The organism is Streptomyces sp. WMMB 322, from assembly GCF_900090145.1.
GTDB lineage: Bacteria > Actinomycetota > Actinomycetes > Streptomycetales > Streptomycetaceae > Streptomyces.
On record NZ_FMHI01000021.1, the window covers coordinates 55,673 to 82,454 of the forward strand.

General features: G+C 70.2%; 19 protein-coding genes and 1 pseudogene. 8 read left to right on the top strand and 12 right to left on the bottom strand.

Features of this window, described 5'->3' with window-relative positions; all coding sequences use genetic code 11:
- Positions 1-351: 351 nt before the first annotated feature.
- A complete protein-coding gene (locus H180DRAFT_RS25665) occupies positions 352-6,618 on the top strand; it encodes a non-ribosomal peptide synthetase (RefSeq protein ID WP_055488532.1) in 6,267 nt (2,088 codons plus the stop codon).
- Between the two features lie 91 nt (positions 6,619-6,709).
- Positions 6,710-7,699, top strand: a complete 990-nt coding sequence (locus H180DRAFT_RS25670) for a hypothetical protein (protein WP_159033607.1) — start codon at positions 6,710-6,712, stop codon at positions 7,697-7,699.
- Here H180DRAFT_RS25670 and H180DRAFT_RS25675 read toward each other — a convergent pair.
- Entirely contained in the window at positions 7,692-8,525 is an 834-nt protein-coding gene (locus tag H180DRAFT_RS25675) for a cupin-like domain-containing protein (RefSeq protein WP_159033608.1), read from the bottom strand. The two genes, H180DRAFT_RS25670 and H180DRAFT_RS25675, sit on opposite strands and share 8 nt — an antisense overlap.
- Positions 8,526-8,863: 338 nt before the next feature.
- Between H180DRAFT_RS25675 and H180DRAFT_RS25680 the strand changes: the two genes are divergently transcribed.
- The 4 genes from H180DRAFT_RS25680 to H180DRAFT_RS25695 all read left to right on the top strand — a co-directional run bounded on the left by H180DRAFT_RS25680 (position 8,864) and on the right by H180DRAFT_RS25695 (position 15,238).
- Positions 8,864-10,393 carry an MFS transporter gene (locus tag H180DRAFT_RS25680; RefSeq protein WP_079100409.1) on the top strand — a complete coding sequence of 510 codons (1,530 nt, stop codon included), beginning with the start codon at positions 8,864-8,866 and terminating at the stop codon, positions 10,391-10,393.
- Positions 10,394-11,051: 658 nt separating this feature from the next.
- Entirely contained in the window at positions 11,052-11,828 is a 777-nt protein-coding gene (locus tag H180DRAFT_RS25685; RefSeq protein ID WP_055488536.1) for a helix-turn-helix transcriptional regulator, read from the top strand.
- A 173-nt stretch (positions 11,829-12,001) separates the two neighbouring features.
- Entirely contained in the window at positions 12,002-12,502 is a 501-nt protein-coding gene (locus tag H180DRAFT_RS25690) for a hypothetical protein (protein ID WP_055488537.1), read from the top strand.
- 1,239 nt (positions 12,503-13,741) lie between these two features.
- On the top strand, positions 13,742-15,238 hold the full coding sequence (locus H180DRAFT_RS25695; RefSeq protein ID WP_254666188.1) for an NAD-binding protein: 1,497 nt from the start codon (positions 13,742-13,744) through the stop codon (positions 15,236-15,238).
- 250 nt (positions 15,239-15,488) lie between these two features.
- On the opposite strand, the gene H180DRAFT_RS25700 is transcribed toward H180DRAFT_RS25695, so the two are convergent.
- The 6 genes and pseudogenes from H180DRAFT_RS25700 to glnA all read right to left on the bottom strand — a co-directional run bounded on the left by H180DRAFT_RS25700 (position 15,489) and on the right by glnA (position 20,030).
- Positions 15,489-15,686, bottom strand: a complete 198-nt coding sequence (locus H180DRAFT_RS25700) for a hypothetical protein (RefSeq protein ID WP_055488538.1) — start codon at positions 15,684-15,686, stop codon at positions 15,489-15,491.
- A 427-nt stretch (positions 15,687-16,113) separates the two neighbouring features.
- Positions 16,114-16,209 (bottom strand): annotated as a pseudogene (locus H180DRAFT_RS30635) (IS481 family transposase); the annotation flags it as partial.
- Between the two features lie 151 nt (positions 16,210-16,360).
- Complete coding sequence (locus H180DRAFT_RS29615; protein WP_139151445.1) at positions 16,361-16,960, bottom strand: hypothetical protein; 600 nt, start codon at positions 16,958-16,960, stop codon at positions 16,361-16,363.
- Between the two features lie 21 nt (positions 16,961-16,981).
- Complete coding sequence (locus tag H180DRAFT_RS25710) at positions 16,982-17,932, bottom strand: WXG100 family type VII secretion target (RefSeq protein ID WP_055488540.1); 951 nt, start codon at positions 17,930-17,932, stop codon at positions 16,982-16,984.
- A complete protein-coding gene (locus H180DRAFT_RS25715) occupies positions 17,932-18,240 on the bottom strand; it encodes a type VII secretion target (RefSeq protein ID WP_055488541.1) in 309 nt (102 codons plus the stop codon). Before H180DRAFT_RS25715 ends, H180DRAFT_RS25710 begins: the two co-directional genes overlap by 1 nt.
- A gap of 374 nt (positions 18,241-18,614) precedes the next feature.
- The gene (gene glnA, locus H180DRAFT_RS25720) at positions 18,615-20,030 is read right to left on the bottom strand and encodes a type I glutamate--ammonia ligase (RefSeq protein ID WP_055488542.1); all 1,416 of its coding nucleotides are present in this window, start codon (positions 20,028-20,030) and stop codon (positions 18,615-18,617) included.
- Between the two features lie 197 nt (positions 20,031-20,227).
- Between glnA and H180DRAFT_RS25725 the strand changes: the two genes are divergently transcribed.
- Positions 20,228-20,698, top strand: a complete 471-nt coding sequence (locus H180DRAFT_RS25725; protein ID WP_055488543.1) for an RDD family protein — start codon at positions 20,228-20,230, stop codon at positions 20,696-20,698.
- 260 nt (positions 20,699-20,958) lie between these two features.
- On the opposite strand, the gene H180DRAFT_RS25730 is transcribed toward H180DRAFT_RS25725, so the two are convergent.
- The 4 genes from H180DRAFT_RS25730 to lipB all read right to left on the bottom strand — a co-directional run bounded on the left by H180DRAFT_RS25730 (position 20,959) and on the right by lipB (position 23,946).
- Positions 20,959-21,651 (bottom strand): DUF4191 domain-containing protein, encoded by a 693-nt coding sequence (locus H180DRAFT_RS25730; protein WP_055488544.1) that lies wholly within the window; start codon positions 21,649-21,651, stop codon positions 20,959-20,961.
- A 10-nt stretch (positions 21,652-21,661) separates the two neighbouring features.
- A complete protein-coding gene (locus H180DRAFT_RS25735; protein ID WP_055488545.1) occupies positions 21,662-21,841 on the bottom strand; it encodes a hypothetical protein in 180 nt (59 codons plus the stop codon).
- Between the two features lie 186 nt (positions 21,842-22,027).
- Complete coding sequence (gene lipA / locus H180DRAFT_RS25740; protein ID WP_028434865.1) at positions 22,028-22,966, bottom strand: lipoyl synthase; 939 nt, start codon at positions 22,964-22,966, stop codon at positions 22,028-22,030.
- Between the two features lie 182 nt (positions 22,967-23,148).
- Positions 23,149-23,946 carry a lipoyl(octanoyl) transferase LipB gene (gene lipB / locus H180DRAFT_RS25745; protein ID WP_079100412.1) on the bottom strand — a complete coding sequence of 266 codons (798 nt, stop codon included), beginning with the start codon at positions 23,944-23,946 and terminating at the stop codon, positions 23,149-23,151.
- Between the two features lie 249 nt (positions 23,947-24,195).
- Between lipB and H180DRAFT_RS25755 the strand changes: the two genes are divergently transcribed.
- Positions 24,196-25,941, top strand: a complete 1,746-nt coding sequence (locus H180DRAFT_RS25755) for an NsdA family TPR-like regulatory protein (protein WP_254666189.1) — start codon at positions 24,196-24,198, stop codon at positions 25,939-25,941.
- A 273-nt stretch (positions 25,942-26,214) separates the two neighbouring features.
- On the opposite strand, the gene H180DRAFT_RS25760 is transcribed toward H180DRAFT_RS25755, so the two are convergent.
- On the bottom strand, positions 26,215-26,736 hold the full coding sequence (locus H180DRAFT_RS25760) for a DinB family protein (protein ID WP_055488546.1): 522 nt from the start codon (positions 26,734-26,736) through the stop codon (positions 26,215-26,217).
- Between the last annotated feature and the right edge of the window lie 46 nt (positions 26,737-26,782).

The following is a 26,782-nucleotide window of genomic DNA, read 5'->3' on the forward strand; positions in this document are numbered from 1 at the left end:
CCCGGGCAGCCGCCACCCGTCCGGCCGTACGTCCGGCTCCCCGTGCCGGTTGCCGTCCGCCGACGCGCCGGCTCCCCACGCCCGCACGGCACTTGTGCGGGACGAACACGCACCCGCCCGCACGGCACTTGTGCGGGACGAACACGCACCTGCCCGCGCCGTCCGCCCGGGCCCGAGCCGCCGGCCCGTCTGGAAGTGCATGGCATTCGGGGTGAGGCTTCCGTGCCCGTTCGGTCACCTCTCCCGGGGCTTGGGCGGTGCACGCGCTGCCCGCATGATCCTGCCGGGACGCGTACGTGCCGCATCACGGCGCGCACCCGCCACAGCGTCGTCGAGATTGGGGAACAGCTCATGACTGTCAGCATCCCGTCCGGCACCGAGCTTCCCGCCGGGAGTCTCCTCGACATCCTCCGCGTGCGGACCGAACAGGCGCCCGGGGCACCGGCGTTCAGTTTCCCCGCATTCGACGAGCGGTCGGGGCGTCCGCTGCCCGCGGGCGGTCTCACCCGCGCACAACTCGACGCCAGGGCACGGGCGGTGGCCGCGACGCTTCAGCACAGCGGCGCGGGGGGCGGGCGCGTCCTGCTGCTGCTCCCGCCCGGACCGGACTTCGTGGCAGGCCAGTTCGGCTGCTACTACGCGGGCGCCTGCGTCGTCGCCTGCGCACCCCCGAAAGGCGCACCCGACACCGTCCAGGGCGAGCGGTTCGTCCAGATCGGCCTGGACGCGGACGTCGCCGCCGTGGTCTGCCAGGCCGGCCGCAGCGGGGAACTGCACGCCGCCTGGCGGGAGTCGGGCGTGGCGGACGTGCCGTGGATCGAGGTGGACGGCGAGCTGGCCGACCCGGATCTGTGGACCGCGCCGAGGGTCGCGGGCGGAGATCTGGCGCTGATGCAGTACACCTCGGGGTCCACCGGCTCACCCAAGGGCGTCATGGTCTCCCACGACAACCTCCTCGAACAGCTGCGGGTGTTCCGCGACTTGGCGGAACTGCCCGACGGCGCCGAGGTCGTGACCTGGATGCCCGTCTACCATGCGCTGGGCATCGCAGGGACCGTGACGATGTCGCAGTTCATCGGCGGACGGTGCACGCTTCTCACGCCGGAGGACTTCGTCGCCGAGCCGTTCCGCTGGCTCAGGGCGATCTCCGACGCGGAGGCCCCCGTCTTCAGCTGCGGCCCCAACTTCGCCTACGACCGCTGCGTGGAGCATGTGACGCCCGAGCAGCGCGAGCAACTCGACCTGAGCCGCTGGCACTCCGCCTTCAACGCCGCCGAACGCATCCAGGCCCGTACCGTCGAGGCGTTCACCCGTACCTTCGCCCCGCACGGTTTCCGCCGCGAGGCGTGGTTCCCCGGCTACGGGCTCACCGAGGTGACCCTCGGCATCAGCGGCAGGCGCAGCGCCGACCCGCTGGCCCTCTCCCTCGACGCCGCCGAGCTGGAGAAGGGCCGGGTACGCCCCGCGGAGGACGGCTCCGGGGCCCGTACCGCCGAACTCGTCGGCTGCGGCCCCGCCCACCCCCGGGTGAGCATGCTCATCGTCGACCCCGCGACCCGCAGCGAGTGCCCCCCGGGCGAGGTCGGGGAGGTGTGGGTCAGCGGCGACGTCGTCAACCAGGGCTACTGGCAGCGCCCCGAACAGACGGAGGAGACCTTCGCCGGCCGGCTCGAGAACGGTTCGGGGCCGTTCCTGCGCACCGGCGACCTCGCCTTCCGGCACGACGACGAGATCGTGGTCTGCGGGCGGCTGAAGGAACTCATCATCGTGCGGGGACGCAACATCCACCCGCAGGACGTGGAGGCCGCCGCCCGCCGGGCGCACCCGTCGCTGGCGACGGCCCCGGCGGCCGCGTTCTCCGTGGACGCCGAGGAAGGCGAACGCCTCGTACTCGTACAGGCCGTTGAGGACCCGGGCGGCGATCTGGACCTGCCGGCCCTCGGCGCCCGCATCCGGACGGCCGTCGCCGCAGACGAGGAAGTCGAGCCGTACGCCGTGGTGTTCGTCAAGCCCGACGGGATCCCGATGACGGGCAGCGGCAAGATCCGCCGCACCACCTGCCGCCAGTCGTACCTCGACGGTGAGATCGACGCGCTGCACACCGACATCAGCCGCGCACGCACCGCGGCGCCCGGGCCCGCCGCGGAGGACACCGCGGCCACTCCGCTGCGGGACATGGCGCTCGCCCTGCCCGACGAGCTGCGCGGCCAGGTGGTGACCGCGGAGGTGCGCCGCCGCATCGCCGCGGCCCTGGACACGCCGCAGGACCAACTGCCCGTGGACACCCCGCTCATCGAGCTCGGGCTGGAGTCGCTGCGCATCGTGGAGTTGCGCTACGCACTCGGCAGGGACTTCGATGTGTCGCTGCCCATGGCCGACTTCGTGCGGGGCGGCGTCGCGGACGCGGTGACGCGCCTGCTGCGGGGACTCCAGGGCGACAGCCCCCAGGGCATCGCCTGGCCCGAGGTGACCCCCGACCCGGAGAACCGGCACGAGCCGTTCCCCCTCACGGAGATCCAGCACGGCTATCTCGTGGGCCGAAGCAGCGCATACGACCTGGGCGGCTCGTCCATCCACCTCTACACGGAGTACGACTGCGCCGATCTGGACCTGGAGCGGCTGCGCCGGGCACTCGACGCCCTGGTGCAGCGGCAGGAGATGCTCCGCGCGGTGATCTCGGCGGACGGCCGTCAGCGCATCCTGCCCGACGTGGGCGAGGTACCCGTCACGGTCTACGACCACCGGGGCTCCGACGAGGCCGCGCTCGACGCGCACTTGACGCAGGTGCGGGAGGAACTGGGCCATCAGGTACTGCCGTTGGACCAGTGGCCGATGTTCGACATCCGGGTCACCCGGACCGGCGGCCCCGGCAGCACACGGGCCCGTGTGCATGTGAGCCTCGACCTGCTGGTCGCCGACGTGGCGAGCGTCCGGCTGTTCTTCCTGGAGCTCGGCGACCTCTACGCCGACCCCGAGGCGCAGCTGCCGCCCCTGAAGGTGTCGTTCCGCGACTACGTCGTCGCCGCGCAGACGCTGCGGGACACCGACGCCTACGCCCGTTCCAAGTCGTACTGGCTCGACCGCATCGAGACGCTGCCGCCCAACCCGCAACTCCCCCTCGTATCCGGGGGCCTGCCCGAGGGCGCACGGCCCGAACGCAAACGGCGCCTCAGCAGACTCGACGCCCCGCGCTGGAGCCGGGTGAAGGAGCGCGCCGCCGCGCACGGCATCACCCCGTCCGCCGTCCAGCTCGCCGCCTACGCGGCCGTGCTGGGGACCTGGAGCCGCAGCGGCCACTTCACCATCGACGTACCCCTCTTCAACCGGCACCCGCTGCATCCCGACATCGACCGGATCATCGGCGACTTCACGTCGGTGACGCTGCTGGAGGTCGATCTGCGTCCCGGCGGCGGCTTCCTCGCCCTCGCCCGGCGCATCCAGCAGCAGCTCTGGCGGGACCTGGACCACCGGTTCTTCAGCGGAGTCGAGGTGATGCGCGAGATCACCCGCAGCCGCGGCGTCCCCGTCGGCTCCTACGCCGGGATCGTCTTCGCCAGCGCCCGTGAACAGGGCCGTGACCAGGACTTCCAGCAGGGCGAACTCGGCGCGGACTGGCTGGGCGAGACCGTCCACGCGGTCTCCCAGACGCCGCAGGTCCTCCTCGACCACCAGGTCTACGAGCAGCGGGGTGCGCTGTCGTACAAGTGGGACGCCGTCGAGGCCATGTTCCCGCCCGGCGTCATGGACGAGATGTTCGGCGCCTACGACCGGCTCATGCACGCGCTCGCCGACGACGAGGACGCATGGGGACCGCACGGCACGGACCTTCTTCCGTCCGCGCAGCGGCAGTTGGCGGACGAGGCCAACGACACCGCGGGCGAGTCGCCCGACGAGCTGCTGTGCACCGCCTTCGTGGAACAGGCCGTCCGGCACCCCGACCGTACCGCCGTGATCGCCTCCGGACGACAGCTCACCTACGGCGAGCTGTACCGGCACGCCTGCCGCCTGGGGCGGCGCCTCCGTGAACTCGGAGCGGCACCCGGGGAGTTGGTCGCGGTGTCGCTGCCCAAGTGCGTGGAGCAGGTCGCCGCCGTGCTCGCCGTGCATCTCTCCGGCGCCGCCTACACGCCACTCGACCCGGACCTGCCGGAGGAACGCCGGGCCAGGCTGCTGGCACACTCCGGCGCCCGGCTCGTGCTCACCCCCGCCGGCGGCTCGGGCCTCGACCGTCCCGGGGACGTCACCGAGGTGCCCGTCGATCTCGACGGCACCGGCGACGACTCGCCGCTCCCCACCGTGCAGCACCCGGACGATCTCGCCTACGTCCTCTACACCTCCGGCTCCACCGGCGAGCCCAAGGGCGTGGCACAGTCCCACCGTTCGGTGCTCAACACGGTCGCGGACTTCGCCGACCGCTGCGCGCTCACCGCCGACGACCGCGCACTGGGCCTGTCCGCGCTCAGCTTCGACCTGTCCGTGGGCGACCTCTTCGCCACGCTGCGCAGCGGCGGCGCCCTGGTACTGCCGGAACCCGAAGCCCTCAAGGAGCCCGGCCGCTGGCTGGAGTTGATGGCCGAGCACCGCGTCACCGTGTGGAACTCCGTACCCGCGCTGATGCGGATGCTCGTCGAGCACGTCGGAATCCCGGCGGTGTGGAACGGCGCCGCGCACCCCGGCCTCGACGCACTGCGCGTCGTGTGGTTCTCCGGCGACTGGATCCCCGTCGACCTGCCGGGCCGCGTGCGGTCGATCGCACCGCACGCACGAGTGGTGGCCTCCGGCGGCCCGACCGAGACCGCGATCTGGTGCGTCGCCCACGAGGTGACCGACGACGACGCCGGCCGCGTGTCCATCCCCTACGGCCGTCCGATGCGCAACCACACCATCGACGTCCTCAACGACCGCATGCAGCCGTGCCCCGTGTGGGTTCCCGGAGAGATGTACATCGGCGGCGGCGGCCTGGCCGACGGCTACTGGCGGGACCCGGAACGCACCGCGCAGTCCTTCGTGACCGACCCCGCCTCGGGCCGCCGCCTGTACCGGTCGGGCGACCTGGGACGCCGGCTCCCGAACGGTGAGATCGAGATCCTCGGCCGTGAGGACTTCCAGGTGAAGATCCGCGGTCACCGCATCGAACTCGGCGAGATCGAGGCGGCGTTGCTGCGTCACGACGACATCCGTACGGCCGCGGTCACACCCGTCGGCGACAGCCATGAGAGCGCCCGGCTCGCGGCGGTGTTCGTCGCCGAAGGCTCCCGCGCGGCCGCGGTGGCGGACGAGGCCCGTGCCCGTGCGGACGGCGGGTCCGGGCCCGCCGCGCACGACGTCTACGACGAGGCGCTGGGCGACGTCGTGACCGACCCGATGAAGCGGCTCGAATTCAAGGCGCGCCGCCCGGGTCTGCGTACGGATCTCGAAGGAGGCGCACACCCGCTGCCCGCCGCCCCGCCCTCGGAGCACGAGAGGCGACCCGGCGTGCCGCCCCGCAGGAGCCGGCGCACCTACGGCGCGGGCCAGTTGCCCCTGGCCGCTCTCGGACGGCTGCTGGAACCCCTGCGCACCGAGCCCGACCCCGGGGGAATGCTGCCGCGCCGCCGCTACGCCTCCGCCGGCGCCCTCTACCCCGTACAGACCTATCTCTACGTCGCCGAGGGCCGCGTCGCGGGACTGGCCGGAGGCACCTACTACCACGACCCCGACGGTCACCGGCTGGTGGAGGTGCGGCCCGGAGCGCTGCTCGACGCGGGCATCCACGCGCCCGACAACCAGGAGACGCACCGCAATGCCGCTTTCGCGCTCTTCCTCGTGGCTCAACTCGACGCCATCGGTCCCCTGTACGGAAAGCGGGCCCGGGACTTCAGCGTGCTCGAAGCGGGCCTGATGACCCAGCTTCTGGACGACGCGGCACCGGAGAACGGCATCGGACTCTGCCAGGCCGGCTACTTCCACGACACCGAAGCGCTGCACGCGGCGCTGGAGTTGGGGCCGTCGGCGGATGTCGTCCACGGGCTTCTCGGAGGTGTTCTCATCGAGGAGGACGGGAGCGGCGGCGGCAGTGCCGGCACCGCCGCGGCTCAGGGCGGGTCGGGCCTGGCGGCCGCTCTCCCCGGGCGGCTGGCGGACGAGCTGCCCGGCTACCTCGCCACGTCGCTGCCCGGCTACATGGTGCCGGCCACCTGTGTCGAGGTGCCCGAACTCCCGCTGACGCCACGGGGCAAGCTGGACCGTGCCGCGCTGCGGCGGCTCGCCGAGGAGGCGGGCGGTGCGCACGCCGAAGCGGCAGCGGGCGCCGAGGGGGACGGCGGCGCCGAGAACGAGACGGAGGCGTCGGTCCTCTCCGTCTTCCGTGCCGAACTGGGCCCGAGGGCCGCGGTCACGGTCCGCGACCGGTTCTTCGACATGGGTGCCGACTCCGTGTCTCTCGTGCGCGTGCACCGGACGCTCCAGGCGGAGTTGGGCCGTGAGTTCCCCCTGATGACCATGTTCGAGCACTCCACGATCCGGCGCCTCGCGGATTTCCTGTCCGGGGCGGGGCCCCAACAGGACACCGTGGACGAGGCGTTCGCCCGCGCACGCCGCAGGTCCCGTGGCCGGCGCCCGTCGGGGCGGCATGAGTGAGCCGCACCATGCGCCGGGGGCGGCGGCGCGTCCGCGTCGCGGCGTGCCGCTGAGCCGGGTGCCGGACCTCGCCGCGCAGTCCCATGGGGGTGTGCCTTTCGGCTGCGACGTCCGCTGGAGAGCGGGGCGGGCCTTCGTCGACTCGGTGGCGGGCTTCGCCGTGGCCGTCGCCCTGCATGCCCGCAGGCTTCGCGTGGCGGGCGTACGGCCCGGGAGCGTGGTGGCAGTGATCAGGCGCAACCATGCCGATCTGCAGGCACTGCTCTATGCCGCGCTGCGCGTCGGGGCCGTGCCCGCGCTGCTGCCTCTGCGGCTCGGCCGGGACGAACTGCTGGACTGCCTGGGGGCGTTGGACCGTCCGCACCTCCTCCTGGACGTCGGGGGCGTGGTGCGGCTGGACGGCGCGGAGGAAGCGGTGCGCAGCCGCTGCGGCAGGGTCTTCACGCTCTCGTCGGTGGACGAGTCGACGCAGTGGTGGGCTCCGCCCCTTCCGCACGGTGGGGAGGAGACGCAGCACGGCAGCACACCGGAACGCCCCGGCACCAGTTCCGGTTTCGGCCCCGGCCCCGGTTCCGGTCCGGACGAGATCGTCACGTACGACATCGCCACCAGCGGCCTGCGGTTGCTCCTCGGCAGTGAACTGCACACACTCGCACACCAGTTGACGAGCGGGCGCCGGGCTCAGGGACCGGGTGCCGACGCGGCGCACTTCGACTTCTGCACCCCCGACGCGTGTGCGACGGTCCTCGGCAGCCTGCTGCACGAGGTGCCGTTCCTCGCGCTGACCCGCACCGAGCCGCCCGCGCTGGAGGTGTTCCTGCGCGACCACCGGCCGGTCTCGCTGGAGGCGCCGGCCGAAGTCCTCGCGTCGTGGGCGCCGTTGGCGTCCGCGCCGACGATGCCTTTCTCCTCGGTGCGCAGATTCGTCGCCAGCGACGGCCTGCTGGACCGGCGCACGGTCCGCACGCTGCTCGGCGCGTCCGCCGCGCGCCGCCCCTTCTTCGTGCAGCGGGACGCCCGGCGGAAGCAAGTCGTCTGCGTACAGGGCGGGTTGCCTGCGCCTGCTCGCCCCGTCAGATGAAGTAGGACACGACGGGGTCGGTGTCGCCGCCGGAGCGCAGGTACGCCGAGAACCGCTCCTCGTGCACCCGGTGGGTGAAGTTCCAGGTGAGGGAGACGCTGTCCTGGAGCGCGACGGCCGTGTGGTACCAGCCCTGCGGGATGAAGATCGCGTCGCCGGGCGACAGGACCTCGTCGAGCACCGGGGCGGCCTCCCGCCAGCTGGGGAACCGGGCCTCGTCCGGCTCGTCGACGTCCACCGTGCCGCCCTCGCCGTCGGTGAGCAGCTCGCCTGCCTCCGGCGGATACATGATGAAGCGCTTCTCCCCCGTCACCTGGCACAGGCACGCGTCGCTCGCCCACGGGTCGACGTGCAGCCGGGTGCGTCCGCCCTTGCCGCACACGAAAAGGCCCCTGGCGGGGAACGGGTCACGGGTGGCGTCGAGCCGCCCGGCTGCGCGCGGGAAGATGTAGTCGCCCTCGGGCAGCCACGACGGCACGGCCCAGTCGTCGGCCAGCTCCTCGAACGCGTCGTCGGCCGTGATCATCTGGTCCTCGCGCTGCCGGGTGAACCAGCGCAGATACGGCGGTATGGGGGCGGGGTCGTCGTGCCCGGTGTGGGTGTCGACGTAGTCGGCGAAGGTGACCAGTTCCTCGAGCTCGAAGAGCGTGTCGAACAGCGGCACTTCGTAGTCGCCGAAGCGCTCCTTGAGCGACTCGATCTCCCAGGGCGGCGGCGTTTTCCAGCCGTTGAGGGTTCCCCTGACCACCACGGGCCTGCCGGGCCGCAGATGGTTGTCGAGAAAGTCCGCCGCAGTGAGCGAGTCGACCACGTGAGAGCATGGCATGCGCGCCTCCGTACGTCTTCTTGGCCGAGGCCCGAGGGCCTGTCCGGCGGTCTCCGGCGGAACCGGCCCTGGCCCGGGGGCTGTTGCACGCACCGGCTGCGGCACGTCACCCCGTGCGTGAGAATCTACGGCGCGAAACCGCACTGTCCCGTAGCCGCCGAGGGCGCCTCTTCTTCTTGACCACAGTGCGAGGTCCGAGGTCCCCGGACGGCGTGACCGATCGGGCACCCGGTTCGGTCGCTCTTTTGTGACTGTCCTCAAGTCCTGTGCTGAGTACGGTCGTTGGTGCATCACGGCCACCGGCCTCGACCGCCTCGTCCTCACGCTACGGAGAGACATTGGGACAGCCGCGCGGCACCGCACGCACGTGGGCGCTCGCCGCCCTCTGTGCGGCCCAGTTCATGTCGATGCTCGACAGCACGGTGGTCAACCTCGCGATGCAGAGCATCCGCAGGGACCTCGACGCCGGTGTGTCGGGGCTCCAGTGGGTCGTCGGGGCATATGTGCTGGCGTTCGCCTGCCTGCTGCTGACCGGCGGCTCGCTCGGCGACCGGTACGGCCGCAAGCGGATGTTCCTGTCGGGCCTGACGGTCTTCACCGGCGGCTCCCTGCTGTGCGCGGCGGCGCAGTCCCTGCCGACTCTGGTGCTGGGAAGGGTTGTTCAGGGCCTCGGCGCGGCACTGTTCGTGCCGACCACGCTGGCCGTACTCACCCATCTCTTCCCCGAGGCGAAGGAACGGGCCCGCGCCATCGGCGTCTGGGCAGGCGTCTCGGCCCTGGCCCTGCCACTCGGTCCGCTTCTCGGCGGCCTCCTGGTGGACGGCTTCGGCTGGCCGAGCGTGTTCCTCGTCAACGGGCCGGTCGGCCTCGCCGCGCTGGCGGTCTCGTACCGGGCGCTGCCGGAGACGCCGGTGACGCGGAGACCGCTGGACCTGCCGGGTCAGGTGCTCGGGATCTGCTGGCTCGGGGGCGTGACCTACGCGCTGATCGAGGCGGAGCAGGAGGGCTGGGGCTCGCCCCGCATCGCGGTGCTGCTCGCTCTGGCGCTGGCGGCGCTGGCGCTGTTCCTCGTCGCGGAGAAGCGCGCCGCGCAGCCCATGGTCCCCCTCGGACTGTTCCGCCACAGGCGCTTCGCCGCCTGCAACGGCGTGCTTTTCGCCGTGGCCTTCGGCCTGCTCAGCTCATTTCTCTTCCTCTCGCTCTTCCTGCAGCAGGTGCAGGGGTACACCCCGGCGGAGGCCGGGGTGCGCATGCTGCCGCTGCTGCTGCCGGCCGCCGCGGCGGCCCCGGTGGCCGGCCGGCTGGCGGGGCGGTACGGCCCCGTACTGCCGATGACCTGCGGGCTGATGATGGCGGGCGGTGCGTTGCTGGCGCTGTCCGCAGCGGACGCCGCCACCCCTTACGCCCGGTGGTGGCCGGTGCTGCTGCCGCTGGGCGCGGGCGTCGGGATGACGGTGACGCCGACCAACGCCGCCCTGATGGCGAGCGTCGAGCAGGCCAAGGCGGGAATCGCCTCCGCCACGTCCATCGCGAGTCAGCAGGTGGGCAATGTGCTCGGCATTGCGGTCGTCGGCGCCGTGGTCACCATGGGCTTCTCCGCGTCGCTGACTGAACGGGCCGCTCGGCTCGAGATGTCCCCGAAGGCCACGGAGAGGCTGGTGGACGCCGCGGTCGGAAGCAGTCTCGGCGCCGGGCACTCGGAGCACGGCCGTCAGGAAGAGACGATCGACAGGGCCTTCGCCGACGGAATAGGCCGCGGGCTGGTGGTCAGCGGCTCCGCCTATCTCTTCGGCGCCGCGCTGACCCTCGTGTTCGTTCGTGAGCGCACGGAGCCGCAGCCGTCCGAGGCGGCGCTCGCCGGGAGCTGAGGGCCGCACGCGCGCGGCCGCCGTGGCCGACGAATTCCATCACGAGCGACCCGGACGCTGAGCAGCTCAAATGCAGGATCATGAATTCTGTGCGTGTTCACGGGCCACGGAATTCGCATTGCAGCCACCTCCAGGTATATACTTTCGCAGAGCCGCTCGGAATGACGTGCACATAATTCGACATTTCCCTCAAGGTCGTCTTGCCGTTATCTTTGCAAAATGTCTAGGGGAGTTTACCCCGGGAAGTCTTCATCGTTGCAGGACAGGCATGAAAACCCTGCCGACACGTTCACTGCCGCGATCCGGCCAATGGCGGTGCAGTCGCCACACGACGCGAACGAACCGTAAAGCACGCCAAGTTGACAGGATTTTGCCAGATCCTTGCCCGCACCCCCTTGCAGTCGGTCGCTGAAATTACGCGTATCTCCCCACTTCGCACAAACACTACAACGTGGGAAATCATAGACCCTAAAATTTGCTTGTGAAAACAATACCCTCGCGTACTCGACTGCCCTAAGATGAACCTCGAACGAGGTCGGCTTCGGACGGCAAAATTCCATGCCACGCCAGGAACAGGCAGATCCCGCTGCACGAAGTCGCGTTCGGAACCTGTTGACCCGCGACACGTTCACCTGGAACGGAATCCTGGGGAGTCCGAATGCCCGACACCGGCAAGCAGAGTTACACGCACACGACCTCTCGACCGGCCAGACCGCGGCTGAGAACCGCCGGCCTCCACCCGCACGACGAGACGGTGGAGCGGAGCGCCCTCGACCGGGGCGGCCTTCGCGTCTTCGTCGTACATCCGCACCAGATGGTCAGATGCGGGCTCGAAACCATGATGAGCGAGCTGGCCCTCGTGGAGCACGTACGCGTCTTCGCCGACGTCGAGACCGCGCGGCGGAGGCTGGGGCTCGCGCACCCCGATGTGCTCATCTGCCGGGGCTCCGCCACCGACGACGTACGGGATCTGGCGCTGAGCTGCCAGGAGCAGGGGACCAAGCTGCTGTCGCTTCTGGAGGGCCCGGAGGAGCAGCAACTCGCCCTGGCATCCGAAGTTCCGGCCGACGGCTTCCTGCTCGCCGCGGACCTGACGGTCGAGTCGCTCGGTGAGTCGCTGACACGGCTGACGAGCGGTGAGATGCCGCTTCCGGCATCGCTCTCCCGCTGGCTGCTGGGACAGTTGAGGGAGGGGGCGCCGCACCGGGCGGAGCGCTCCTACTCGCTGACGCCCCGTGAGAGCGAGACACTGCACCTGCTGTCGAAGGGTCTGAGCAACAAGCAGATCGCGAGATCGCTGCACATCTCGCAGCACGGAGCGAAGCGTCACGTCGCCAACGTCATCGCCAAGCTCAACTGCCCCAACCGGACCCTGGCGGTGGCCCTCGCCCTGCGTGAGGGCCTCATCGAGGACTCGGACGACGAAGGAATCTGAACGGTGCGCTCCGCCCGCTCCCGAAATTCTCAAGGGGACGCTGGGGCAGAGGACTTGACGAGGCCCTGCGCGGGGCCGCGCATCCGCTGCAGGCGTACGGTCCCGTCGCCGGTGCGCTCGTCGGCGGAGTCGCGTCAAGTGTCAACTCAGGGGTTTGTGAGGCTTTCCGACGCATGCATGAGACCGATCGCGGCCTCCCACGGGCCGCCACCGGGGCCCGCCGTCTTCCGCCGGCGCTGACCACCGACATCCCGGTGCTGGTGATGCTGGTGGCCTGCTGGATGCTGGTGCCGGTGGCGTGGGCGCACCTGGCGACAGGGTTCGCCCTCGTCGCCCTGATCCTGCTTCACCTGTGGACCCGGCGCGGGCTGGTCGCCGGACTGTTCCGGGGCGACCGCCGTACCAGAAGGGGCCGTTGGGGCAGGCGGCTGGCGTACGGGCTGTTCCTGCTCGCAGCGATCCTGATGACGGCGTCCGGCGTGATGCGCTGGGCGGGCATGCCACCCGAGCACACGGCGCACGCGGCCACCAGCACCATGCTGCTGGCCGGCGCCCTCGTACACATCTGGGCAAGCAGACGCGCGCTGCGGGCCCGGCTGCGACGTGCCGGCCCGGCGACAGCGGGGGCGAGGGCCACGGCGACCGGGCGGCGCGACTCGGCCACGACCAGGTGACGGGCGGCCGGCCGCGGCTCGGTGACGGCTACCGGCCGCGGGGCTCCCCCGCGTCGGCGCCAACCACCTCACTCAGGTCACCAAGGCACGCTCCGACTCCCGTGCTCGCGGGCCACTTGGGCAACGACAGACCCGCACCATGTTCGGCGCCCTCAACCGATTCGCCTCCGAGACATGGCCCGAGTCTGCGGCTCGCTCACCCAGCGGTCCCGGACACCAGCGATGTCCGCACACCCCCGACGCGGACGGACTCGGCGGTGAAGTGAAGCGACGGGCCTCCGCCTTCCGCCACCACGCTCACCCCGGCCGCCACCGGGGCCAGTTCGAGAGTGGGCGCCGGGAGCTCCCAGCCGTTCAGCGGACTGCCCAGCCGAAGCGTGTGAGTGATCAGCGCGTGCCGACGCTCAGCCCGGTCATGAACACGAGGCCCTCAGGACGCACGCGGCAACAAGACATCGGGCTGTTCCAGCGTGAGGACGTCCGGCGGGCCGTGGTGCGGCGGTCCGGACACCCCGCAAGTCCCAGACGGTAGGGCGGGAGTTCGAGGTCGTACACCCCCACTCCTCGGTGAATTGGCCCTGATGTCATCGGCCGTGGTGGAGGAGGGAGCTGGGAGGCGGCCTGCATCCCCCGGCGGAACGATCCGAATGCCCGTCCCCCGGACGGAGTTTCAGCCCGTTTCGGCTGCAGCGGCGACGGACTCGTTCCGGCTGTGCGCCCGCCCGTGGGTCATAGTGACCGATTTTCCGGTGTTGAGCACTTGTATGAACACCGGCCCGGGGGGTGTGACATCTGTTCATGGTGCTGAACCGGAGGCGCTCCTAACGTCTGGCACGTGCTTTTTGTCGCCGGGTAATCCCCGGCGCCCGCTTCCCACATGTGCGGGCGGCGTGCCCAGCGGGCGCTGTCACCGGAGTGGGTGGCTGTACGCGGATACCCCTTGAAGGGCCGCCCCATCGGGCGGACTGCCCGGGGTACGCCTCGAAATCAAACCTTCCCTCCCCCGCCCCCGGTGGTGGCTCGGCCGTGCCGGACCGACCGCACACCGGGGTTCTCCGACGATCCTTCACGAAAGGGACACCATGAGCATCGAGAGCTCCGGCGGCGCAACGCCGCCTGAGCCGCTCCCTTCGCCGCGTCCGCTCCATCTCCGTTGCCACTGCGGCCAGTTGCTGATCAGATGCGGTGGCTGCAGCGACTTCCGTTGCCTCAACTGCGACCCCTACCGGTCCGATGACTGTGTCTTCGCTCTCTGAGCGGCGCCGTGAAGACGAGCGCGGCAGCGCGCTCGTCGACGACGGACCCCGCGACCGGGATGACGACGGCCGTGGCGAACACGGGGCAGCCGGACGGTACTTCGTGGTGATCGGCACCGATATGGCGCGCAGGGTGTGCGGTTCGCTGCAGTCGGCCGGACACCGTGTGTGCCACCTCGGCCGGCCCACGGACCAGGAACTGCGCGCCGCGCTGGACGGAGAAGTCGCGGGAGTCGCGATCCTGCTCGACGACGACGTCGAGTCCCTGCGCTACGCGCTGACGACCGAGCACATTCGGCCCAACGTCCCATTGGTGGTAACGGTCTTCGACAGAACCGTCGCCGAACAACTCAGCCGCGTGGTCCCGAACTGCCGGGTCACCTCCCCCGCCGAAGTCGCCGCTCCCGTTCTGCTGGCCGCCTGCCTCCAACCCGACCTGCTGGCGCTCATCCCGGCCTACTCGCGCCCGGCACCGGATTCGGATTCGGATCCCGCCCCGTGCCACCTCGGCGCCCGCGCCGAGGGTGACACCGTGCGGCTCGAACCGTACCGGGCACCACGATCGCTTCGAGCCCGTGCATGGTTCGGCAAGATCCGCGGACAACTGCGACCGCACGACGGCAGCTCACGGATCATGCTGACCGGCCTGGCCGGGATTCTCGCGGTGCTGCTGGCCGACTGGACCTGGTCCGTGGCGCTTCGCCACCGTGCCCCCGTGGAGGCGCTGTTCGAGGCCGCTCGAACGGTCGCCACCGTCGGCCCGGCAGGCACCCACGGTTCGGACGCATATCTGGTGTTCTCCGCTCTCGCGATGCTCGTGACCGTCGTCTTCACCGCGGTCTTCACCGCAGGCATGGTCGACCGCCTGCTGGCCCCGCGCTCAGTGGGCATCCTGGGCCCCCGGGCTCTCCCCAGGGGCGGCCATGTGGTCGTGGTCGGGCTCGGGCAGGTGGGTCTGCGGCTGTGCACCGAACTGCAGGGTCTGGGCGTCGGGGTCATCGCGGTCGAGCGCGATCCAGCTGCCCCGAATCTCCGTCTGGCCAAGGCACTCGGCGTGCCGGTGGTCGTGGCCGACGCAACCGACCGATTCGTTCTGCGCCGACTCGGCCTCCACCAGGCTCAGGCCATGGCGGCGGTTGCCTCGGACGACCGCGACAACATCGCCGTCTCCATCGCATCCCTCGCCGTCGCCCCCGAACTGCGCCTGGTCATGCGCGCGGGCGACCATGATGCGATCGCTGAAACCCGCTCCCTCTTCAGGATCGGCCCGGTCCACGACCTCAACACCCTCAGCGCCGCGTACACCACCGCAACCCTCAGCGGCCTGCGTCCACGCACCGTGCTGGCACACGGCAGGCAGCTCTTGCTGGAGCGCCCGGACGGCACCTTCGCTCCCTGGCCCCACTCCGACCGCTGCACCCATCCCCAGGACCCGGACCACACCCCCTCCCGGGAAACCGCCGCCTCCCCCGCCCGATGAAATCCCTCACCGCAGGTCAGGCGCCCCCTGTCCAGGTCATCGCCCACCTCGGGTACGAGCGGACAGAGTGAAACCCTCGACGCCACACAGGTCCGGGTGAGCCGGCCCACCACCTGTCTCATCTCATGGGGTTGGTACACCACTTGATCGCTTCATGGCCGTGGCGGCCTCGTCTCTCCACCTCCGACGGCGGGTTGATCGCTGTGGTGGCGCAGGAGGCTTGCTGCACCAGCAAGAAGCCGTTCCCGGGTCAGCCGACTTCGGCGGTGGCCTTTCGTACGGCCTCGTCGAGATCCTTCGCGCTGACGTCGAGTTCCTTGGCGACGTGTTTCCGGGCCTTCAGCTCGGCCTTCTCAACGGCGTGTGCCAGGTCGCTGCTCCCCGATGATGAGCAGGGCGGCCTGGCCCAGCGGCACGGGGCCCGGCGCGAGGTGAAGGTCGGAGCCAAACCCTCCCCACGGTCGGCAGCGGGGCCATCCTCTCTCGTCCCGAGTTCGATCCCGGTGCACACCAGGGCGGATCGAGGGGGACCGCAGCGCTGGTACGAAACCGTCGGTGCAGGCCAGCGAGCCGCTGACCTGCACCGACGACAAGAGCTCGAACTGCGTTTTCGCAGCTCAGATGCCCCTTTTAGATGTCGAAGTACAGCTACGAAGGAGCCTTGACCTGCACAGAAGCAGGACGTTCGGCGGGTCGGTGCACATCGGGTGCACACCGTGGGCAGCCGACTTCTGGCCTACGCCTGCTTACGTCCAGCCAGCCTTGCGGACACTACAACCGATCACCGGCCTGCAGTTCTTCCGCACTGTGGTGGTGACTTGCCGGTCACCGCGCCTCCGGTCCGCGACCGTCCGCCACCCGCCTCCTCGGGAATTGCCCAGCTTCTTGATGTCCACGTGTATGAGTTCACCGGGCCAGGATCGATCGTAGCGGCCGACGGGTTCTTCAGCGGGCCGGTCCAGCTAGGCCAGCCGGTGCAGGCTTGACGGGTCAAGATTCATTGCACAGTCGAGGCAGGCAACCAAAGATCGGGCCGATGCCGGCCGGGCCCAGCTTCCGCCTCCCTGCACAGCATTCGACGCCCAGGGACCCAATCGGACCGGGACGACCGCTCTCGTCGGATTACTGACTCGGAGCCGCCGGAAACTGGGACAGCAACTGCTGCCAGGTCTGGCCGACGACCACCAGGTCACCCCAGGAGCCGTCCGAGAAGTGGAACCGGAGAGTGGCCTTGTGCGGCATGCCGCCGGCCCTCTCGAGATGCTTGATGCTGCGGACCTGTTCCCTCGGCAGGGACCAGCCCACCTCGGAACCCAGCTCGCCGATGTACACAAGGTGGAGTCCGGTACGACCAGATACCAGAAAACGCCGTGCGGATGTGTGGTGAGCCGCAAGCAGTGAGCCAGCAACACTCCCCCAACCCCCGTGCAATGCACGCCTCTTACGGCGGAAGGAAATCTTGTCCAGCACCCAGTCGAAGAAGTTCCCAATCGGATCGGTCACGTAGTAGACGGGGGCGATGACAAACCGGAACAACCCGTCCAGCAAGCCCTTCTTCGGCTTTTGGACCACAGCAGGATTCGGCCACCTTCGACGCGGCGGCGTCTTCGCACGCCCCGTGCCCTGGCTCGGTCCGAACATCTCTGGCTGATCCACGCCGGCCAGCGCCGCCGCGACCTGGCCCTGTACCTCCTGCGCTACCTGCTCTGCCTTGTTGCTCATCACGCTCGCTACCCCATCCGGTCAGCCGAAGTCGCTCTTGATCTTCTCCTTGGCCGAGAGACCGTCGTTCATGCGGTCCTCGAAACTGCGGGAGGCATCCTGCGGAAGGGGATCCTTCGGCGCAACGCCTGGGGCACCCTCGGGTCCGTAGTTCTCGTAGCCCTGCTTGACCTCGTCGCCGGCCTCGACGCCGAGCATCGGGTACAGGACCTCCTTCTTCACCGAGCGCTTGGCCATCCAGTATTCACCGGCTGCCTTAAGGTCGTCCCTTGAACCGCCCTCGATGCCTTCGATCTTCCCGCGGTACCGCTTGAGCGCGTTGCGATGGCTCAAGTCGTTCTTCTTGTCGTTGAATCTCCGCAGCGTCGTGCGCAGCTTCGCCAACTTGCGCATGGCCTGCATCCGCTTCGCCAGGTCGGCGAGGGTGTCGGCCAGCTTCGCCGTGATCTTCACGGCCTTCGCGGCCTTGTGTGCGATTCCGGCAGCGGCGATCAGTGGTCCGATCACGGCAGCTGCACCGGCCGTGACGAGGGACAAGATCGCAGATGTCGCGGCCGCGGCCAGCGCAGCCTGAACGATCTCCACGAGCAGGTCGATCATCAGCTGCTCGGCCTCGGCACATGCGTCGGCTGCGGTCTCCAGCAGCTCGGCGATCTGGTCCATGTCCGCGGCCTCGCCCTGAAGACCCTTCTCAAAGGCGGACATCTCCTTGTGGAACGCGTCCGCAGCCTCCCCGGCCCAGGCGTTGTCGAGGCGCTTCCGTTCGAACTTGAGGTCCTCCACAACACCGCGCAGGTCCCGGGCCGCCTCCCGGTACGTTCCGGCGACATCCCTGAGACGTTCGTTGTCGCCGGAGACCTTCTCCAGGTCGTCATCGAGGCCGAACTGCTTGATGATCCCGCGCACAGCCTCGTCGAGGGTGTCGGAGAACGGCCCGGATATGCTGATGCCGAGCTTGCCCAGGATGTCCATCACTGGCCCCCGAAGCTCACGTTGGTGTCGTCCTCGGTCTGGTCGTACGCCTTCGCCGTGTCCCTCACCGAGTCCACGATGTCTTCCAGGGTGCCGGCCGCGTCCTTGAGGTCATCCAACGAGTCGTTGCGTTGCTTCTCGTAGTCTTTCGCCAGTTCGTCCGACTGGGGAAGCTTCCCGAACGCACCGGGCGACAACGTCACCTGGTCGATCTTGTTACGGACGCGCCGGATGCGCTCCACTTCCTTGTTGACGTTCTTCGCATACGTCCGCAGAGCCTGCGGATCCACCTCGAACTGTGCAGACAACGTCGCTCCCCCATCGCCTCGACTCGCAGCTGTCGCCCCACGGTAATTGACGTTCCCCGTCGTCATTTTCGGCTCCGGCCCCCACACAGGACTTCCACGCCGTGGGTGACAAAGGATCACACCGCGGCCTGAGGGGTTTCTGGTTCAGGTCCTTGCCGACTTCGCCGTGTACGACTTCTCGGGTGCCGCCTGGGCAGTCAGTTGAGAACTCCGAGAATTCCTTGACGGGCACAGCGGACACCTCGCCCATCAAGGGGCTTCCCCGCCGTGCCTCTGGAACGAACCGTGGGCCGTGCCTTCCGAGAGTGAAAGACACGGCCCACGGCCCGTGTACGGCCCAGGAGAGCGAACGGGCGCTCCGACCTGCGTCGTTTCTAGATGTCGAAGTACAGCTCGAACTCGTGCGGGTGCGGCCGCAGTTGCATCGGGGCGATCTCGTTCTCGCGCTTGTACTCGATCCACGTGTCGATCAGGTCGGCCGTGAAGACGCCGCCCGCCTGCAGGTACTCGTTGTCCGCCTCCAGGGCGTCGAGGACCGCGGGCAGGGAGGTGGGGACCTGCGCGACGCCCGCGTGCTCCTCGGGGGCGAGCTCGTAGAGGTCCTTGTCGATCGGCTCGGCCGGCTCGATCTTGTTCTTGACGCCGTCGAGGCCCGCCATCAGCAGCGCCGAGAAGGCCAGGTACGGGTTCGAGGACGGGTCGGGCGCGCGGAACTCGACACGCTTGGCCTTCGGGTTGGAGCCCGTGATCGGGATGCGCATCGCGGCGGAGCGGTTGCGCTGCGAGTAGACCAGGTTGACCGGCGCCTCGAAGCCCGGGACGAGGCGGTGGTAGGAGTTCACCGTCGGGTTGGTGAACGCCAGCAGCGACGGGGCGTGCTTGAGAATGCCGCCGATGTAGTAGCGGGCCGTGTCGGACAGGCCCGCGTAGCCCTGCTCGTCGTAGAAGAGCGGCGAACCGTCGGACCACAGCGACTGGTGCACGTGCATGCCGGAGCCGTTGTCACCGAAGATCGGCTTGGGCATGAACGTGGCGGTCTTGCCGTTGCGCCAGGCGGTGTTCTTCACGATGTACTTGAAGAGCATCAGGTCGTCGGCGGCGGCGAGCAGCGTGTTGAACTTGTAGTTGATCTCGGCCTGTCCGGCGGTGCCCACCTCGTGGTGCTGGCGCTCGACCTTGAGGCCGGCCTTGTTCAGCTCGCTGCTGATCTCGGCGCGCAGGTCGGCGAAGTGGTCGACGGGCGGGGCCGGGAAGTAGCCGCCCTTGTAGCGGACCTTGTAGCCGCGGTTGCCGCCGTCCTCGATGGTGCCGGTGTTCCAGGCGCCGGCCTCGGAGTCGATGTGGTAATAGCCGGCGTTGGCCTTGGTCTCGAAGCGGACCTCGTCGAAGACGTAGAACTCCGCCTCGGGGCCGAAGAAGGCGGTGTCGGCGATGCCGGAGGAGGCGAGGTAGGCCTCGGCCTTCTTCGCCACGTTCCTTGGGTCACGGCTGTACTGCTCGCCGGTGATCGGGTCGTGGATGAAGAAGTTGATGTTGAGGTGCTTCTGCTCGCGGAAGGGGTCCACCCGGGCGGTGCTCAGGTCGGGGACGAGAGCCATGTCCGACTCGTGGATGGCCTGGAAGCCGCGGATCGAGGAACCGTCGAACATCAGGTTCTCGTCCGGGTCGAAGGACTCGGCCGGAACCGTGAAGTGCTGCATGATGCCAGGCAGGTCGCAGAACCGGACGTCGATGAACTCCACGTCGTTGTCGGCGATGTATTTCTTGGCCTCGGCGGCGTTCTGGAACATCCATCCTCCTAGTCCCGCCGCGGAGGGACGGGAATTGCTGGTACGCAGGCCAGTGCGGTGGCACGCGCTGGGCCCGACCATAGGCAGACGCCATTTCTCAAGCATGACCCGTCTGTTTCGCTGATGTTAACCACAGCCCTGCCGATACCCGATGACCTGCGCACGAGGTCCTTCACCCCTCACGGTACGGTTGCCGTGTGAACAACAGGGACGCGATCGGCTCATGGCTCTCGGGCCCTCGTGCCGCCGCCGAGGACATGGGCGCGGACTTCGGGCACCGTGGTGAGCGGCTGGGTCTGCCTGCCGAGGGGCCGCGTTCCGTCGCGCCGGTCGGGCGCCGGGTGGGCGCGCTGTTCATCGACTGGGCGCTCTCCGTGCTGATCGCCTACGGGCTGTTCGCGGGCGGCGAGCTGCACCGCGCGAACAACTGGGCACTGGCGGTGTTCCTCGTGCTGAGCCTGCTGACGGTCGGAACCGTCGGCAGCACCCCCGGCAAGCGGCTCCTGAGGCTGCGCGTGGTGTCCGTGGACGGGCTGGGACGGCTGGTCCTGTGGCGGGTGGCGGTCCGTACGGCTCTGCTGGGTCTGGCCGTGCCGGCGCTGATCTGGGACAGGGACGGGCGCGGCCTGCACGACAGGCTTTCCGGCGCGGTTCAGGTACGGGTGTAGGACGGGCTCTCCGGAGCAGTCCGGGTACGGGCGGTCACGCCCGGCACCGGGCACCCGGCTCCGCTTCACGTGCCCGTCGGCACAGACTCCACCTGCCCGTCGGCACGGACGCTCCAGGTCGTCGACGCACCCGCCGAGGCCGGGCACGTACACGACGGAAGCGCCGCACACGTCAGAAGGTCCGGCCCGGGAGATCGTTCCCGGGCCGGACCTGTGCGTAAGCGATGGGCGAACGTACCGGCGGACGCGCCGCCGAGGGCTCAGCGGCCGCCCTGGCCCCGCGGCATCCGCATGCCCTTCGGCATCGGGCCCTTCGGGATCGGCATGTTGCTCATGAGGTCGCCCATCGCGCGCAGCCGGTCGTTGACCTGCGTGGTCTGGGGGCCGGTGAGCACCCGCGGCAGCTTCAGCAGCTTGGTGCGCAGCTTCTTCAGCTCCACCTGGCCCTCGGCCTCGCCGACGACGAAGTCGTGCACGGGAACGTCGGAGACGACGCGGGCCATGCGCTTCTTCTCGGACGCCAGCAACGAGCGGAGCCGGTTCGGGTTGCCCTCGCCCACGAGGACGATGCCCGCACGGCCCACGGCCCGGTGGACGACGTCCTGGCTGCGGTTCATCGCGACGGCCGGCGTGACGGTCCAGCCGCGCCCGATGTTCTCCAGCACGGCCGCCGCGGCACCCGGCTGTCCTTCCATCTGGCCGAAGGCCGCCCGCTCGGCCCGGCGCCCGAAGATGATCGCCATCGCGAGCAGGGCCAGCATCACGCCCAGGATGCCCGCGTAGACCGGGTGCCCGATCAGGAAGCCGACGGCGAGGAGTACACCGAAGGTGACAAGCCCCACACCGGCAAGAATCAGGCCGATCTTCCGGTCGGCACGCCGGGTCATCTTGTACGTCAGAGCGATCTGCTTGAGCCGCCCAGGGTTGTTCTCGGAGTCTTCCTTCCTCGCCATGCGGGGAAGTTTACGTGGCGGCCGGCCTCCGGTCGGCCGCGGCCTCCAGTACCCGTTCGGCCTCGGTACGCGCGACGGCCCGGCGGCGGTTCTCCAGGACCGCCGCCCAGGCGTTCCGGCGCGCAGTCGCATGGCCCCTGCGCATCAGCAGGTTCTCGACGCTCTCCAGCGCGCGCAGTGTGGTCCGCAAGGCGGTTCCCTCCGTGATCTCACGTAGCTGCCGTGAACTGTAAGTACAGCCATCGTCACCGTTAGGTGTTACCAGCGGATGACCAGCGGGTCAAAGGCTGTGAACGCCGATGCGGCCAACGTCACGCCGCCGTCGGGCGGTTCGTGCGCCGGTACGGATCTGCGGGCGGTGTCCCCGTCATCCCCGTCACGCAGCCCGCGCGTCGCGTGCCTCGACGGCCTGCTTGTACAGGCGGCCCGCACGGTACGAGGAGCGCACCAGCGGCCCGGACATGACGCCCGCGAAGCCGATCTCCTCGGCCTCCTGCTGGAGTTCGACGAACTCCTGCGGCTTCACCCAGCGCTCGACGGGGTGGTGACGTGCGGAGGGCCTCAGGTACTGGGTGATCGTGATGAGTTCGCAACCGGCTCCGTGCAGGTCGCGCAGCGCCTCGCTGACCTCCTCGCGCGTCTCGCCCATGCCGAGGATGAGGTTGGACTTGGTGACCAGACCGTCCTCGCGGGCGCGGGTGATCACCTCCAGGGAGCGCTCGTAGCGGAAGGCGGGGCGGATGCGCTTGAAGATGCGGGGCACGGTCTCGACGTTGTGCGCGAGCACCTCGGGACGCGAGGAGAAGACCTCCGCGAGCTGCTCCGGTACCGCGTTGAAGTCGGGGATGAGCAGCTCGACGCCGGTGTCGGGCATCAACTCGTGGATCTGGCGCACCGTTTCGGCGTAGAGCCAGGCACCGCCGTCGTCGAGGTCGTCGCGGGCGACGCCGGTGATCGTGGCGTAGCGCAGTTCCATCTGCTGGACGGACTCGGCGACGCGGCGCGGCTCGTCCCGGTCGAGCTCCGCCGGCCTGCCGGTGTCGATCTGGCAGAAGTCGCAGCGGCGCGTGCACTGTTCGCCGCCGATGAGGAAGGTGGCCTCCCGGTCCTCCCAGCATTCGAAGATGTTGGGGCAGCCGGCCTCCTGGCACACCGTGTGCAGGCCCTCGCGCTTGACCAGGTCCTGCAGAGCGTTGTACTCGGGCCCCATCTTGGCCCGGGTCTTGATCCACTCGGGCTTGCGCTCGATGGGGGTCTGGCTGTTGCGGACTTCAAGGCGGAGCATTTTGCGACCGTCGGGTGCGACAGCGGACACGTCCGGCTCCCTACGTACTTTCGATTCCTCGGCGAACTTCAGGGTACGCCCATCGCTCCGGTGTCTCCCACCGCCGGGTGGCCTCACAGACGCAGGGCGGGGTCACGGCGGCGGCAGCGACAGGTGCCGAGGGGCGGGCGGGGCGCCGGCCGGGTGCCGGAGAGACGGGTGCGGCAGCGGGCTCACACGGCGCGGGGCAGCGGCTCCGACGACTCCAGGACCTCGCTCAGGTGCTTCTCCATGACGGGCAGCACATCCGCCACGGGAACGTCGCGGCCCAGTTCGTCCGAGAGCGACGTCACGCCCGCGTCGCGGATGCCGCAGGGGACGATGCGGTCGAACCAGGTGTTGTCGGGGTCGCAGTTGAGCGCGAAGCCGTGCATGGTCACGCCCTTCGCGACGCGGACTCCGATCGCGCCGATCTTGCGGTCCTCGCCGCGCTGGCCCGCGTTGGAGGGCGCGTACTCGGGGCCGCGCAGCCGTGGGTCGTACTCGTCGTCGTCACCGGGCTCGGGGTCGAAGTCGAGGGCGAGACCGCCGAGTTCGTCACCGGAGCGGCCGGCCGCGCCGGAGGTGTCCCCGAGCACCCACGCGCCGCTGCGGCCCTCGATCCGCGTGGTCTCCAGGCCGAAGTCGGCACAGGTGCGGATCATGGCCTCTTCCAGCCGGCGTACGTGCGCGATCACGTCCACCGGGCGGGGCAGCTTCAGGATGGGGTAGCCGACGAGCTGCCCCGGGCCGTGCCAGGTGATCTTCCCGCCGCGGTCGACGTCGACGACGGGAGTGCCGTCGACGGGCCGCTCGCCGGGCTCCGTGCGCCGGCCCGCCGTGAAGACCGGAGTGTGCTCGAGGAGCAGGCAGGTGTCGGGAATCTCCTCCGCGAAACGCGCCGCGTGCACGCGGCGCTGCTCCTGCCATGCCTCTTCGTAGTCCACGGCCTCGGCGCCGAACCCGAGACGGACAAAGCGCAGCTCGTTCACGGCTCCTCCAATGTCGTGCCGGCCCGTGCCCGGTCGGCCGGTCCGTGCGGGGCGGGCCGTGGAGCCCGGTCCCACGGAAAACTCTACGGGTGCGGCGGCCCTCTGCGGCAGCCGGGAACCTCCTCACACGTATGGATGAAAAGGACAGCGAAGGGTGCGAGAGGCGCCCGCAGGACGGCTAAGTTCGCGCCGTTCCGCAGGGTGCCACGGCGCCTGCAGCAAGCCGTAGCTCAGGAGCCCGTAAAGCTGATGACCACCGAACGTTCCGTGGACTCCTCCGCCCAGTCCTCCCCCTCCTCCCCTTCCGCCTCCGCCTTCTCCTCGTCGTCGTCCTCTCCGCCGTCGTCGCAGCCGTCGTCGCAGCCGTCGTCGTCGGCGCAGTCCCAGGGGCAGTCCTCGGCGCAGCGCGTCCCCAACCGCCAGCTCGCCGCGCTCATCGCGGAGGCCGGCTTCTCCAATGCCGGACTGGCCCGGCGCGTGGACCAGTTGGGGCTGGAGCACGGCCTCGACCTGCGTTACGACAAGACCTCCGTGACGCGGTGGCTGCGCGGCCAGCAGCCCCGCGGGACGACGCCCGCGCTGATCGCGGAGGTCTTCACCCGCCGACTCGGCAGAAGGCTGACCGCGCAGGACCTGGGCCTGGACGCCTGCGCCCCGGTCTACGCGGGGCTGGAGTTCGCGGCGACGCCCTCCGAGGCCGTGGACATCGTCAGCGGGCTGTGGCGCAAGGACTCGGGAAGCCACGCGGAACTGCGCAAGATCGCTTTCACACCGGCCGGGCTGGTCGTCCCCAGCCGTGACTGGCTCATCGGGCGCCCCGACGAGCGGGTGGCCAGGGGCGTGGACCCCGACGCCGGGCCGGGAGCGGACGGGGCGGGCGGTCTGCTCGGCCGGCCCCATGCTGCGGGCGTCGCGGCACGGCAGGGCGTCGGCGCCACGCGCGTGCCCTCGCCCCGCGGGACCGCGGCCGCGCCGGGCGGGCCCCGCCCGGCCGCGGGTGCCGCCGCGGCTGCGGGCGCGGCGGCACGCGCGGCGGCCGTCGCCGGTGCGGCGCGGGCCGAGCGGCCCGACCGGACGGAGCGGGGCCCCGGCCAGCGCGTGTCCGTCGGAGACGTCAACGCGCTGCGCTCGGTCGGCGAACTCTTCCGCGCCCTCGACCACGCCTACGGCGGCGGTCACGCGCGGCAGGCCCTGGTGCGGTACCTGGAGCACGAGGCGGAGCCGATGCTGCGCGGCGTGTACGGGGAGCAGCTGGGGCGGCGGCTCTTCGGCGCCGCCGCCGACCTGACGCGTCTCGCGGGCTGGACGTCGTACGACATCGCGGCGCACGGCCTGGCCCAGCGCTACTTCGTTCAGGCGCTGCGGCTGGCGCAGGCGGCGGGCGACCGCGCCTACGGCAGCTATGTGCTGGTGACGATGAGCAGGCAGGCGGTGTATCTGGGGCACGGCCGGGAGGCGGTACAGCTGGCGAGGGTCGCGCAGCAGGGCGTCGGGAGCGCCGCCCCGCCGCTGGTGCAGGCGCTGCTGCACGCGGCGGAGGCCCGCGGTCACGCCGTGCTGGGCGAGGTGCGTGCCTGCACGTCCTCACTGGCGCGGGCCGAACGGGCGCTGGAGGCGGCCAAGTCCGGGGAGGAGGTGCCCCCGTGGGCGCGCGTCTTCGACGAGGCACAGCTGGCGGACGAGAGCGGGCACTGCCACCGCGACCTCCAGCAGTACAGGGCGGCGGCGCAGCACGCGGAGCGCTCGCTCCAGCTGCGCGGCACGGGATTCGCGCGCAGCCGTCTGTTCTGCCGGATGGTGCTGGCGACGGCGCGGCTGGGGCTCGGCGAGGTCGAGCAGGCGTGTGCTCTGGCGGCGGAGGCGGCACAGCAGGCGGCGGACATGCGGTCGGTGCGTGCGCACGAGTACGTACGGGACTTCGAGCGGCGGCTGGAGCCCTACCGGGACGCGGCGCCGGTACGGGGGTACCGCGAGCGGGTTGCGGCGCTCAACTGACCGGACCCGCGCGGGAGTCGGCGTCCGGGAGTCGCGTGCGGGAGTCGGCGTCCGGAAGTCCCGTCCGGGAGTCGGTGTCCGGAAGTCCCGTCCGGGAATTCCCTCGCGCCGTTTCCCGACCAGCCGGGACACCGGCGGAAACGGGACCGGCACGGGAGTCCCGCCGGGCTGATACGGAGGCACGGGAGCCGGGGGCGCGGCGGACGGACGCGGCCGGGGCCCTGCTCCGCTCCTTCGGCCGCCCCTGTCATTCGCCGGTGCGTCCGTCGATTGTCATTCGCCGGTGCGTCCGTCGATGTGCTCCCGTATGAGGTCGGCGTGGCCGTTGTGCCGCGCGTACTCGTCCGTCATGTAGACGAACAGGGCGCGCAGGTCCATGAGTTGACCATTCGGGCGGCAGAAGGAAGCGTCCAGCGGGCGATCCGCTGCGGCTGCGCGGGCCGCGGCCACCTCCCGGTGGTAGATCTCGAAGTCGCCGGGAGCGCTCTCGGCGGTGCCGTCCTCGAAATCCCCCTCCATGTTGTCCTCCGTGAAGAAGATCCACGGCAGAGCACTCTCGCCGGCGAGGTGGTTGCGGAACCACCAGCGTTCGACTCCGGCCAGGTGCCGGGCCAGGCCCAGCAGGGACAGCGTGGAGCGGCCGACGGGCCGCCGAGCGAGCTGCTCGCCGGTCAGGCCGCCGCACTTGTACAGGAACGTCGCCCGCCCGTGGTCCAGCGCGGACTCCAGCACGTTTCTCTCGTCGCCCGCGTACACGCGCTCGGGGCGCTTCACCTCGGGAGTCGTCCAGGTCATGCGCTCACGCTAAGGCGCACCACCGACAACGGCGCCCGGCCGGCAG

Excerpts from the sequence above, each read along its gene's own strand:
- H180DRAFT_RS25665 (WP_055488532.1), top strand. The coding sequence starts at position 352 with ATGACTGTCAGCATCCCGTCCGGCACCGAGCTTCCCGCCGGGAGTCTC.
- H180DRAFT_RS25675 (WP_159033608.1), bottom strand. The coding sequence starts at position 8,525 with ATGCCATGCTCTCACGTGGTCGACTCGCTCACTGCGGCGGACTTTCTC.
- H180DRAFT_RS25685 (WP_055488536.1), top strand. The coding sequence starts at position 11,052 with ATGCCCGACACCGGCAAGCAGAGTTACACGCACACGACCTCTCGACCG.
- H180DRAFT_RS25690 (WP_055488537.1), top strand. The coding sequence starts at position 12,002 with ATGCATGAGACCGATCGCGGCCTCCCACGGGCCGCCACCGGGGCCCGC.
- H180DRAFT_RS29615 (WP_139151445.1), bottom strand. The coding sequence starts at position 16,960 with ATGAGCAACAAGGCAGAGCAGGTAGCGCAGGAGGTACAGGGCCAGGTC.
- H180DRAFT_RS25710 (WP_055488540.1), bottom strand. The coding sequence starts at position 17,932 with ATGGACATCCTGGGCAAGCTCGGCATCAGCATATCCGGGCCGTTCTCC.
- glnA (WP_055488542.1), bottom strand. The coding sequence starts at position 20,030 with ATGTTCCAGAACGCCGCCGAGGCCAAGAAATACATCGCCGACAACGAC.
- H180DRAFT_RS25730 (WP_055488544.1), bottom strand. The coding sequence starts at position 21,651 with ATGGCGAGGAAGGAAGACTCCGAGAACAACCCTGGGCGGCTCAAGCAG.
- H180DRAFT_RS25755 (WP_254666189.1), top strand. The coding sequence starts at position 24,196 with ATGACCACCGAACGTTCCGTGGACTCCTCCGCCCAGTCCTCCCCCTCC.
- H180DRAFT_RS25760 (WP_055488546.1), bottom strand. The coding sequence starts at position 26,736 with ATGACCTGGACGACTCCCGAGGTGAAGCGCCCCGAGCGCGTGTACGCG.